The 10138-nt window shown below is 36.9% G+C and carries 18 protein-coding genes; 17 read left to right on the top strand and 1 reads right to left on the bottom strand.

Features of this window, described 5'->3' with window-relative positions; translation table 11 throughout:
* Window positions 1-331: 331 nt before the first annotated feature.
* Window positions 332-748 carry a hypothetical protein gene (locus KFO40_RS24555; protein WP_049702407.1) on the bottom strand — a complete coding sequence of 139 codons (417 nt, stop codon included), beginning with the start codon at window positions 746-748 and terminating at the stop codon, window positions 332-334.
* 128 nt (window positions 749-876) lie between these two features.
* On the opposite strand from KFO40_RS24555, the gene KFO40_RS24550 reads away from it, so the two are divergent.
* The 17 genes from KFO40_RS24550 (at window position 877) to KFO40_RS24470 (ending at window position 9874) form a co-directional block, all read left to right on the top strand.
* Complete coding sequence (locus tag KFO40_RS24550; protein ID WP_049702406.1) at window positions 877-1134, top strand: hypothetical protein; 258 nt, start codon at window positions 877-879, stop codon at window positions 1132-1134.
* Window positions 1135-1136: 2 nt separating this feature from the next.
* Window positions 1137-1523: a helix-turn-helix transcriptional regulator gene (locus KFO40_RS24545; RefSeq protein WP_049702405.1), complete on the top strand. Its 387-nt coding sequence runs from the start codon at window positions 1137-1139 to the stop codon at window positions 1521-1523.
* 295 nt (window positions 1524-1818) lie between these two features.
* Window positions 1819-2142 carry a hypothetical protein gene (locus KFO40_RS24540; RefSeq protein WP_049702404.1) on the top strand — a complete coding sequence of 108 codons (324 nt, stop codon included), beginning with the start codon at window positions 1819-1821 and terminating at the stop codon, window positions 2140-2142.
* A 9-nt stretch (window positions 2143-2151) separates the two neighbouring features.
* The gene (locus tag KFO40_RS24535; protein ID WP_049702403.1) at window positions 2152-2415 is read left to right on the top strand and encodes a hypothetical protein; all 264 of its coding nucleotides are present in this window, start codon (window positions 2152-2154) and stop codon (window positions 2413-2415) included.
* A gap of 4 nt (window positions 2416-2419) precedes the next feature.
* Window positions 2420-2611 carry a hypothetical protein gene (locus tag KFO40_RS24530; protein WP_049702402.1) on the top strand — a complete coding sequence of 64 codons (192 nt, stop codon included), beginning with the start codon at window positions 2420-2422 and terminating at the stop codon, window positions 2609-2611.
* A gap of 2 nt (window positions 2612-2613) precedes the next feature.
* Complete coding sequence (locus KFO40_RS24525; RefSeq protein WP_149943880.1) at window positions 2614-5676, top strand: CHC2 zinc finger domain-containing protein; 3063 nt, start codon at window positions 2614-2616, stop codon at window positions 5674-5676.
* A 270-nt stretch (window positions 5677-5946) separates the two neighbouring features.
* The gene (locus KFO40_RS24520; protein WP_211146898.1) at window positions 5947-6105 is read left to right on the top strand and encodes a hypothetical protein; all 159 of its coding nucleotides are present in this window, start codon (window positions 5947-5949) and stop codon (window positions 6103-6105) included.
* A gap of 198 nt (window positions 6106-6303) precedes the next feature.
* Window positions 6304-6525 (top strand): hypothetical protein, encoded by a 222-nt coding sequence (locus tag KFO40_RS24515; RefSeq protein ID WP_211146897.1) that lies wholly within the window; start codon window positions 6304-6306, stop codon window positions 6523-6525.
* Window positions 6526-6542: 17 nt separating this feature from the next.
* Complete coding sequence (locus tag KFO40_RS24510; protein WP_211146896.1) at window positions 6543-6704, top strand: hypothetical protein; 162 nt, start codon at window positions 6543-6545, stop codon at window positions 6702-6704.
* Window positions 6705-6714: 10 nt separating this feature from the next.
* Window positions 6715-6915 (top strand): hypothetical protein, encoded by a 201-nt coding sequence (locus KFO40_RS24505; RefSeq protein ID WP_004318042.1) that lies wholly within the window; start codon window positions 6715-6717, stop codon window positions 6913-6915.
* A gap of 10 nt (window positions 6916-6925) precedes the next feature.
* Window positions 6926-7534 (top strand): hypothetical protein, encoded by a 609-nt coding sequence (locus KFO40_RS24500; RefSeq protein WP_211146895.1) that lies wholly within the window; start codon window positions 6926-6928, stop codon window positions 7532-7534.
* A gap of 117 nt (window positions 7535-7651) precedes the next feature.
* Entirely contained in the window at window positions 7652-7876 is a 225-nt protein-coding gene (locus KFO40_RS24495) for a hypothetical protein (RefSeq protein WP_211146894.1), read from the top strand.
* 19 nt (window positions 7877-7895) lie between these two features.
* Window positions 7896-8201, top strand: a complete 306-nt coding sequence (locus KFO40_RS24490; protein ID WP_211146893.1) for a hypothetical protein — start codon at window positions 7896-7898, stop codon at window positions 8199-8201.
* Window positions 8152-8493 (top strand): hypothetical protein, encoded by a 342-nt coding sequence (locus KFO40_RS24485; protein ID WP_211146892.1) that lies wholly within the window; start codon window positions 8152-8154, stop codon window positions 8491-8493. The genes KFO40_RS24490 and KFO40_RS24485 overlap by 50 nt, the downstream gene beginning before the upstream one ends.
* A gap of 157 nt (window positions 8494-8650) precedes the next feature.
* A complete protein-coding gene (locus KFO40_RS24480; protein ID WP_211146891.1) occupies window positions 8651-9034 on the top strand; it encodes a hypothetical protein in 384 nt (127 codons plus the stop codon).
* 116 nt (window positions 9035-9150) lie between these two features.
* The gene (locus tag KFO40_RS24475) at window positions 9151-9480 is read left to right on the top strand and encodes a hypothetical protein (protein WP_211146890.1); all 330 of its coding nucleotides are present in this window, start codon (window positions 9151-9153) and stop codon (window positions 9478-9480) included.
* A 61-nt stretch (window positions 9481-9541) separates the two neighbouring features.
* Complete coding sequence (locus KFO40_RS24470; protein ID WP_211146889.1) at window positions 9542-9874, top strand: hypothetical protein; 333 nt, start codon at window positions 9542-9544, stop codon at window positions 9872-9874.
* Window positions 9875-10138 lie beyond the last annotated feature (264 nt).

The following is a 10138-nucleotide window of genomic DNA, read 5'->3' as shown; positions in this document are numbered from 1 at the left end:
GAAGCAACAGGATCAATCGTTTGGGAAGAGGATGTTTTCATGATGCAAAAATAAGAATTTTAACGCAATCCCCCAAGGTTTCAGACTGAGCCAGTGGTCCCCCGAAACGGTCTCCGTAAAAAATAAGCCCTTGAAAGTCAAGCACTTTCAAGGGCTTCAAAGTGATAGTTGAGGTTCCTGGCGTACTATTTTCAGTACTAATAATCAGAAATCTACCTCGTAAGCGGGCTACAAACGTAACCGGAACCGAAACATTTTCTTAGTTTCTAAAGTTTCTATCTCTTGTTATTTCTCACTATTTATTTAGGGAATTTTCCCCCTTTAATAATCGTCATCCTGTTTTATTTTTGGAATCATCCAGTAATTCCAATCTTGTTCTCAAAGATGCGTTTTCTACGAGTAATCTCCTGTTTTCACATTCCAATTCCTTATTCTTATCACGCAAAAAAAAGACTAAACTGTCACTATTCAAGTTGTTAGGAATATCGGATGCTTTCGCAGGCTGATCGTTCACATACATAGTACCCTTACCAGTCATTAACCATTCGGCACTTAAGTTTGTGTAAGCACACAAGATTCGTTCTATACTATCTGAATTCATAGATGACCTATTCTTTAAAGCTTTACCTATAAGACCATTTGAAAGGCCTGCTGCGACAGTCAAGCTATTAGAATTCAATCCTTCAGTTTTCATAAAAAACTCAAGTCGGTCTATAAATGTCTCTTTAGCAATAGAACTATTCTCCATTATTTGTTTTCATTTATAGAACAATTCGCAATAAAATATCCACTTTATTAGAAATGTTCTCATAAAACATTTGCAAATAGAGAAAAGTTCTCTATATTTGCACAGTGATTTCAAAATTATTGCAACAAATGTACAACAAAACTAGAACATCCGCAATAGCGAAAAAACGCTATTCGTTTAAAAAAGGATATCTGCAAGTCTCTTTAGAAGATAAAGACAAGCTCAAATCAGACTTGACACAGGTTTTAAATAACCCATCACGATCGTACTTCTCAAAAAAACTGAATGCCGGGATTATTGATATTTCTGTAACTCTATTCTCGGCAATTACAGAAGTCTTTAAAAAATATGATATAACAGACTGTTGGACCATTGAAGATATGTAGTTATGAACTTAAAAGTCACACTTGCAAAACGGGAAAACGAAATAGCCGAATGTGTTGCGTGGGGAGGCTCATATAAAGAAACAGCTTCACTGCTACAAATCAGCGTACGGACCGTAGACAACACCCTTCGTAAAGTCAAAGAGAAATTAGGACTAAATAAGATCAACGAAATTTCAGCATGGTGGTTTTGTACGCACCACAATATAAGCTTTGACTTATCCCCTTTTGTTAGAAGACAAGTATCGGTTATACTACTTTTCTTGTTCATCGGTGGAGAAATTACGATCATTACAGACTCAACATATACAGTACGCCGTTCTCGCAGAACACGTACTGAATATCGAGTCAGAAGACAGGAAACTTCTATTAATCAACCATATATTATTTAATCAAATTACGCACAAGGAATGCGTCCGGGATAAACCCGGTATTTTAGTTATACATTTTCTATATTCAAATGAGGAAATAGAAGTTTATCATTATTAATCATTAAAAACGTGCTTAAGGAGGCATGTAGGGTATCCAATCCCTGGTTAGGTTTGTTACACAAGATTTGCCGGGTGAAATTCCCGGCATACGGGTAATGGTGTAAGGTAGCATAACGGAGTGTTCAGCATTTCTCTGTTGGCTGGGTTCGAATCCCAAATACCCACTATTTCTATTATTAACATAAAAGTAAACGTCATGGAAAACTTTGAAGAAACAGAAAAACGTATAACTTCCGCAATGAATGAAATTTCAAATATTATTAAATCAAATAATATGAGTGCTCTTTGTTTTTTTTATAAAGAGCAAGATTCTCTCGTTGCCACTCCGGCAGTAATTACCGGTTCCCCTATCAATATCATACCAGCTATAGTACAGATCATGCAAAACTCATTTATTGCCCGTAATATCATTTTAACGGCCTGTGACTATTATAGATTCCAAGAAAAAGAGAAGATAGAAACAAAGGAGATGCCTCAATACTTAAAGGAATTTATTGAAGAGCTGTTAAATGAATTATAATAGTAAGCTATGAAAGTTGTTCACTCCCCCAGCCCATCCACTCAAAAAAGAGAAAAGATAAATCTTTTTGAGAACGATGATCCGGAAGAAGTTGCAGCTCTTTGTCAGCAATCTGTTCAGCTAGAATCAAACAAGATATTGTTAAGAATAGACGCCCGGACGCAAGTTCTCGTTGATCCCAAAGATGCAACATCTGAATATGCGGAAAAACTACGGCAACGGTATAAGTTAAATTATCACCATAAAGCCGTAGGAGGGCGTAAAAAAAGATAATACTATGTATGTAGACATTGACAATCGTGGTTTACTCACCATTAATGATATTCATCCAGAAGACGCTCAACATCTTTTAAAGATAATTCAGCAGGCAGACGCGCAACTTTTATCCAGTCCTATTGAAGTCCTTAGAAAACAGCTTCATTTGCAACTCAAAGAACTTGTTTTCTCCGTACCAAATAAAAAACCATAGCTATGAATTTTACTGATGATGATATAAAACGCATCAAAGACGCATCAGCCAGCCACCTAATTGATGTGGTACAAGACTTCCAGAATCTTCGTAAATCTGGGACTAGTTACATATGTGACTGCCCTGTATGCAAAGCTTCGAAGAAGTTTAGCATACACCCGGTCAAAGATATTTATGGATGCTTTTCTTGCCATCAAGTCAACGGAGTTGGTGCACTTGACTATTTAATGAGAGTCGAAAAAAAAGAATTCCCAGATGCTCTCGAATATCTGGCACACAAATTCAACGTAATTCTTGATCAACGTCCGGAACAGAAAAAAAAGCAGATCGAGAAAATGAAGAAAGGAAGTAAAAAAGCTAAAGGCAATGATGTCTGCAGCTTTTGTTCTAAAATGCTTTCTGATTCTGGATTAACTTTTGAAGATGTCACAGCCAAGATATATAAAACCGGTGATACGAAATCAATTTTCGAGGCACGTACATTTCATCCTGGTACCATAAACGGATCCGGAGAGATTGATTCATCCGGAGATGACGTGATTATAGAATATTATGATCTCGAAGGCATGCCGGTTACCTATTCCAGGAAAGATCATCGAAAAAAAGACACAGGTGAACGGAAAGAATATTTTCGGGTACGATGGCAATTTCCAGATGCACATTTAGACAAAGAAGGGAAACCATTCAAATATAAATCACCTTCAGGAAGTGGTACGCCTATCTATATTCCAGAAAAACTGCGCCGTATGTATAAGGAGAAAGAGCAAATCCCCAGACTCTATATCCAGGAAGGAGAAAAAAAAGCAGAGAAGGCTTGCAAACACGGAGTTCCCTCAATTGCTGTTTCTGGCATTCAAAATTTAGGTAGTAAAGAAAACAGCTCTCTTCCGGAAGATCTAGTAAAGATCATCACAACATGTGGTGTTAAAGAAGTTGCATTCATATTTGACTCTGATTGGGATGATATCAGCACTAATATCCGACTTAATGACCGTGTCGAAAAACGTCCTTACTGTTTTTTCTACGCTGCCAAAAACTTCAAAGAGTATATGCGTACTCTTAAGAATCGAAATATCTACGTAGAAGTTTTTGTTGGCCACATTCAGAAGAATGAAGCTGGAGACAAAGGTCTGGACGACCTGCTTTCAAATACCCTTAAAGATCATGAAGATGAATTGGCAAAGGATATCGAATTTGCGTGCAATCAAAAAAAAGGTCTTGGAAAGTATGTTGAAATGTTCAAGGTTACAACTTGGACCGATCACAAATTACAAGAGTTATGGTGTCTGCATTCTCATGAAGCTTTTGCCGAACGTCATAAGGATATTCTCAAAAACCTTCCTGAATTTGTATTCGGAAGATACCGATGGAAGTTTGATGACACAGGCAAAGTTGTCCTAGCACAACCTTTCGATGATGATGAAAAATTTTGGGAAGAAGTAGAGAAAAAAGACCGGGGAGGAGACCCGCGTATTGAATATCAATTCTGCTATGTCAATTCCCATAATTTTCTGCAAAATCGCGGTTTTGGTCGTCTTCGTCGTCTTGACAAAACCTATCAGTTTATTCACCTTGATCCACCGGTCGTCCAAGCAATCGACGCATCGGATGCACGAGACTATTTATTTCAATTTGCAAAACATTATTGTAAAAAGGAAGTAAACGAGATGCTTATCAAAGGGGTATCTCAATATGTAGGTCCGGACAAACTATCACTTCTCAATTTCATTGAACCGAATTTTATAAAGCCTAATAGAGAAAGCCAATATTTTTATTTCGATACCAAATGTTGGTACATAACCAAAGACAGTGTACAAGAAATGGGATACGAGAATATCAGCCACCATATATGGGCAGAACAACGAAAAATGATTCCCTCCAAATACTTGGGCTACCCATTAATCACTTTCAAGGTAGATCAAGAAAATCATTATACCTATTCTATCTCAAAAGATGGGGAAAAATGCCATTATCTCCTTTTTCTAAAAAATGCCAGCAATTTCTCCTGGCGGAAGTCTGAAGTAGAGAAAGATGCCGATGAAGAGAATGAGAATCGAATTCATCTTTTAAGTAAGTTATGTGCCATAGGTTATATGATAATGGAAGCTAAAGATAATAACGTTTCAAAAGCTGTTGTCGGAATGGACGGAAAACAATCCGAAGTAGGTGATTCCAATGGCCGAAGTGGTAAATCTTTAATTGGGGAACTCATGCGCTGCGCTATTCCCACAGCTTACATACCTGGAAAAAGAAGCGACCTCTTCAATGATCAATTTGTTTGGAATGATGTACTTGAAAATACTAAGCTAGTATTCATTGATGACGTACTGCAGAACTTCAATTTTGAATTTTTATTCCCCAATATTACCGGAGATTGGAGTGTTAACTATAAAGGAGGCAGAAGGATTACTATACCTTTTTCCGCATCTCCCAAAATCTACATTGCCACCAACCATGCAATTCGTGGTAGTGGCTCCAGCTTTACTGATCGACAGTGGCTCCTTGCCTTCTCCGATTATTACAACGATTCACGTAAGCCTATTGATGACTTTGGTACACTCTTTTTCTCCGAATGGGATTTCGACCAATGGAATCTCACTTGGAACTTATTGGCCAACTGCATACAGCTCTATCTTCAGTTTGGAGTCGTGCAAGCTCCAGGAGAACGACTCGAACAACGGAAGCTTCGCCAAGAAATGGGCGAAACCCTCATATCCTGGGCAGACGAATATTTCTCCTCAAATGAACATTTAAATCAGCGTCTTGTCCGGAAGGACTTATATGATGCCTTTTGTACATATGATCCTGCTCAAAGGAAATTCATATCACCGACTGCATTCAAAAAGAAGTTCATTATGTATTGTGACTGGAAAGGCTACATATTCAACCCACATAAATACGACAGTAAAACTGGCAAACCTTTCCAACTGGATAAAGATGGTCGTCCTATCATCGATGATAAAGCTGGAGGAATAGAATATTTTACTGTTGGAACAGGATCCTATACAGGAGATGGGATTCCAGAAGATGATTCTGCAAATGAACAAACATTAATAGACTTTTGAGAATATGGAAAAGTTAACAATACAGCAAGTCTGCCTCAAATCAGACAAACTCAAAAAAGAAATCATAAAACGGCTAAAGTGCCAAATAAGAGACTTTGAAGTAGTACAACATGAAAGTGAGATAAGTATACACTGGTACGCTTATTATCCTGATAATCCACATATAGAAATCCCGTATGGTTGGATGATAAGCACAATTGACTGGTCAGAGAAATGGCTACACATGTATGCTTCTCACAGAGATATCTTATGAGTAAAACAGAAAAAGAAATGAAAAAGAAGAAGATAATCATTGTCATATCCTACGATTACGAGGATAAGAATACCGTCAGTAATGATCGGATTGCCGATAGGGTAAAAAATGAATTATTGAAAGGCAGCAATCCCAAGCATGAAAAGATAGAATCTGTTACAGTAGAAGATAACTAATAACAAGATAGAAATGAATATTGATGGAATTGTAATAGAAGGTGTTCTGTATCAACCGAGAGATAATGTATCATGCAAAGAATGTTCCATTAAAGATACAAAATACTGTAGAAATTTGGGAAAAATATGTTCTTACTACAGCAACAGAGGATTTGTTAGAATAGGATATATCAATATAAATTCATAACCGAAAAAGAAATGAATAAGATAGTAATCGAAGTAACTTCTGACGGGTGGGAAACAGCCGTAACCATTAATGGTAAGGAGTATAAAGAGAAGCACGTTGCAACAGCATTTGGCTCTGAAAGTGTTGAAGGTAATTTTGAAAGCGAAGATGATATACCGGAAGAAGTATATGATGCTTTAAATTCATCTTTCCCTTTCGAGTGTATGCAGGCATTATATTCCATTGAGGATTAACGTATAACAAATTAGAGATGAACGAAAATATTGAATTACCCGAAGAACAAGAACCATTGCTGATAGGCAAGGATACGAATGGGAAAATTGTGATCCAAAAAGGAAAACAGAAAATCATTGTTCATGCCTGGGAAATAAAACTTTTAAAGAAGATAGTTTTTTGCATAACTGAAGAATAACAAATTAGTAATGAGCAAAGAAGAAGCTATACAAGCAATGAAAGAGGGTAAGAAGGTTACGCACCGTTTCTTTTCCTCTGACGAATGGATGACTATTGAAAACGGATTTCTTCTTTTAGAAGATGGTGTACGTATCTCTTTGGAAGATTTCTTCAATTTTCGCAGTGATAGTCTTTGGGATAATGGATATGAATTGTATAACCCCTCATAACAATACAGATATGAGTAAAATAGATTTGAACGCCCTCCGTGATAGGGCATATAAAACCGCTTGTGAACACGGCTTCCACGATCAAGAATTGAGTAACGAGCACTGTCTTTGTCTTGTAATATCCGAACTAATGGAAGCTGTGGAAGCTGATAGAAGGGGAAAGCGTGCCAATGTTGATCGGTATAATAAGAAGATTGCTAACAGCCGCATTTGTCAAGGGTTAGACCCAGACATTCCCAAAGAGCGTGGTTACGAAGTCGCATACAATGAAACTATAAAAGGCTCAATTGAGGAAGAGTTAGCCGATGCTGTAATCCGCTTGCTTGATCTTGCAGGACTTCGAGGAATAAGCCTCGAACTTGCCAACGGAGATATTGATGACTGTATTGAAGATATGGCAGAAGCCTGTAAAGACGAAACTTTCACCGAATCAATCTATTCCATCTCTACACTTCCTGTTAGGTATGACGGAATATTTGATTTTCCTACAGCCGTGAATGATATGATACTATCAATCTTCGGGCTTGCCAAGTACTTAGATATAGGCCTACTTTGGCACATCGAGCAGAAAATGAAGTATAACGAACTCCGTGAAAAGATGCATGGGAAGAAGTACTAGCTATCAAATCAAAATAGCAAACTGTTAAAAGACCTAGTTTTTTAATGAATAAGACCAAGTAATGACCTTGCAAGTTCTTGAAGAATTATCAAGGATTGGCGTAAAACAAGAATAATTATGAATGCAATTGAATTTCAAAACAGATACACAAGGGTTGTAAAGGATTTCTTTAGTAAATGTTTAGAGTATGAACAAATGCCATTGCGTAAAATGCAAGATATTACGATGTGTTGCACTGAAGACGGTTTTGAATTACGGCTCGAAACTGTTGATAATAGCTTTGTACAAGAATTTGAAGTTGATAATAAAGAGATTATTCCTCTTTATTTTGAAACACATTAACCATCAAAACAAATCAGAAATGAATAAGAATATAGTCGTAAAGAAGGAAAAGCCTTTTTGTCAACTAGACGGGCTTCCGGGAGTAAAAAGGCGTAAGGTTGATGCATATTGGATTAACGATACTATCGATATAGAACCGACACTAGAATTGGGATATGCGTGTACTTCTTCCGGAAATAACGGAGCTATAAACGTTTGGAAGGATGATACAGGAATGATTCGCGGTGAATTAATGCGACACTTAGTAGTTGTTGAAAAACGAACGTTTGTCAGCTATGAAGAAGTGGAAAAATGCGTTCGTGATTGGCTTGACAGAATTAACTAATAACAAATCAGAAATGAATGGAGAACAAATAATACCGCCAATCACCGACCCGTCAGGGCAAAGTTGGAAACAACCGCATAGACGTTACATTGAGTTGGATAAAACTCATGCACTCATGAGCGAACAAACTTTTAAAGGGTTGCCGGAGTATTCTTATACCATACCGACCGGAAAGTATGAGGGTAAAATGTGGCGAGCCAATAAATATGGCAAATGGTATCTTGCATGGTACGGACCAGCCCCAGAACCCGGCTACTTATCTATCGAATGGAGAGAAATATTAATTGCATAAAACAGAATAGAACTTGAACCTAATGCTGTATAGGTAAGCTTAATGTCTTATGAAAAAGAAAATTTCGTTTAGTTGGATAGAGAAAAATATATCTGATGCAGAACGTGTAAGAGCAATGTATTGCTTCAAAAGATGTGATGTAAACTTTATGTAAATCATGGAATTTGTAGTTACAAAACTGAATTATACAGCCTATGAACTAGATAGGCTGTATAATATAAACTCTGGTGGATGTTGCTATTTTGCATACAGGATTGCTTATTGGCTTGAAAAATACGGGATTGAATATTATTTTATCATACAAGATGATGGACCTATACAAGATTATATTGGAAAACATTACTGTTTGCAAGTACTTCCTAGCAAGTTATACCTGAATAAGTCCCCCCTATATACGCACATTAAAAGCATAAAACGCACATCAAACCAGATTTTAGATTACTACAAGAAATCAAGTTGGAGTGAAAAATATGATGCTTTAAATAATGTCTTTGTGGATAATTTGATAGATAATATTTTTGAATTTAAAATAAATAAATAACCTCATAACAGAAATGTGCTTTTGTTAAAAGACCAAGTTTTTTTAATGAATAGAACCAACTAGGAACTTGCAATTTCTTGAAGAATATTCAAGAATTGGCGTAAAACAATACAGATATGAAAATGCAGAGTTATAAAGATGTATTAGATGAAGTCATGCCTATCTTCCATAAGAACCCGGATCGATTCATGCGATTTTACCATGCAGTAAATAACATTCTGGCCGCTATTCCTGAAGGTGATAGCATTCGTATTGACGAATATTGCAAGCCGGCATCACGCGATTTATTCATAAAAATAGCGACTATGTATATGATGGAAGAAATGATTCGAAAGAACAGCTTAGAGGGTTTTCTGGAATTTTCTGATGATTATAATGCAATTCGACATGTGCCGAAAATGGTACCGGCTACAACTAAGCCTCACTTCTACTCTAATCGCAGATGAGTAGATTATCCCAATTTATTACTCTGTAAATATACAAAATTTCGCTTTAACACGCAACATTATGACGATAAAAAAAGAGAATAAAATAATGGTTATCATCGCACCGACTGCAGATGACCGAGAACAACTCATGTCGCGCCTGGCCGTTCGTTTAGGATTTGCAAAAGTACCTTCAGATGGAAAGAAGATCATACACAAGGACATCTATTCCATTGACCTATCAACTGCATATTTTGTATTATGCAGCAATTACAACTTTCGCGGTTCTATCATCACGACACAGAGACTATATGAGCTTGCAGCAAAAGGGATTTGCGTAGTTGTAGGTGTCAAATCTCTACCTCGTGAATACGAACTGATTTCTCAAGTATTTTATCCTGATGACTTGCGTTAACATAAGTCGAGACATTTCTGTTATATACGCGATAGTATTATTTCCCGGTGCGCTTCAGCGTACCGGGTTTTCTTTTTTCGCTCCCCTCTCCTCCCCTTCATTCTATCAAAAACGTTTTGGACAAACGTGCATGGAAAGGCGAGAAACGTTGAAAAGGGCATATATATATTATTTTTATTTTTTATTTCATTAGTGTCCCATTAAAATTGGGACGAATTAAAAATTAAATAAACTTGGCCCATTTGGTCCGAATCGTTCTTTGTC

The sequence above is a fragment of the Bacteroides sp. 1001302B_160321_D4 genome (assembly GCF_015667765.1).
GTDB lineage: Bacteria > Bacteroidota > Bacteroidia > Bacteroidales > Bacteroidaceae > Bacteroides > Bacteroides xylanisolvens.
This window is presented reverse-complemented; position numbering and strand designations above follow the sequence as displayed.

Coding starts and splice junctions, on each gene's coding strand:
- KFO40_RS24555 (WP_049702407.1), bottom strand. CDS start 748: ATGGAGAATAGTTCTATTGCTAAAGAGACATTTATAGACCGACTTGAG.
- KFO40_RS24550 (WP_049702406.1), top strand. CDS start 877: ATGTACAACAAAACTAGAACATCCGCAATAGCGAAAAAACGCTATTCG.
- KFO40_RS24545 (WP_049702405.1), top strand. CDS start 1,137: ATGAACTTAAAAGTCACACTTGCAAAACGGGAAAACGAAATAGCCGAA.
- KFO40_RS24540 (WP_049702404.1), top strand. CDS start 1,819: ATGGAAAACTTTGAAGAAACAGAAAAACGTATAACTTCCGCAATGAAT.
- KFO40_RS24535 (WP_049702403.1), top strand. CDS start 2,152: ATGAAAGTTGTTCACTCCCCCAGCCCATCCACTCAAAAAAGAGAAAAG.
- KFO40_RS24530 (WP_049702402.1), top strand. CDS start 2,420: ATGTATGTAGACATTGACAATCGTGGTTTACTCACCATTAATGATATT.
- KFO40_RS24525 (WP_149943880.1), top strand. CDS start 2,614: ATGAATTTTACTGATGATGATATAAAACGCATCAAAGACGCATCAGCC.
- KFO40_RS24520 (WP_211146898.1), top strand. CDS start 5,947: ATGAAAAAGAAGAAGATAATCATTGTCATATCCTACGATTACGAGGAT.
- KFO40_RS24515 (WP_211146897.1), top strand. CDS start 6,304: ATGAATAAGATAGTAATCGAAGTAACTTCTGACGGGTGGGAAACAGCC.
- KFO40_RS24510 (WP_211146896.1), top strand. CDS start 6,543: ATGAACGAAAATATTGAATTACCCGAAGAACAAGAACCATTGCTGATA.
- KFO40_RS24505 (WP_004318042.1), top strand. CDS start 6,715: ATGAGCAAAGAAGAAGCTATACAAGCAATGAAAGAGGGTAAGAAGGTT.
- KFO40_RS24500 (WP_211146895.1), top strand. CDS start 6,926: ATGAGTAAAATAGATTTGAACGCCCTCCGTGATAGGGCATATAAAACC.
- KFO40_RS24495 (WP_211146894.1), top strand. CDS start 7,652: ATGAATGCAATTGAATTTCAAAACAGATACACAAGGGTTGTAAAGGAT.
- KFO40_RS24490 (WP_211146893.1), top strand. CDS start 7,896: ATGAATAAGAATATAGTCGTAAAGAAGGAAAAGCCTTTTTGTCAACTA.
- KFO40_RS24485 (WP_211146892.1), top strand. CDS start 8,152: ATGAAGAAGTGGAAAAATGCGTTCGTGATTGGCTTGACAGAATTAACT.
- KFO40_RS24480 (WP_211146891.1), top strand. CDS start 8,651: ATGGAATTTGTAGTTACAAAACTGAATTATACAGCCTATGAACTAGAT.
- KFO40_RS24475 (WP_211146890.1), top strand. CDS start 9,151: ATGAAAATGCAGAGTTATAAAGATGTATTAGATGAAGTCATGCCTATC.
- KFO40_RS24470 (WP_211146889.1), top strand. CDS start 9,542: ATGACGATAAAAAAAGAGAATAAAATAATGGTTATCATCGCACCGACT.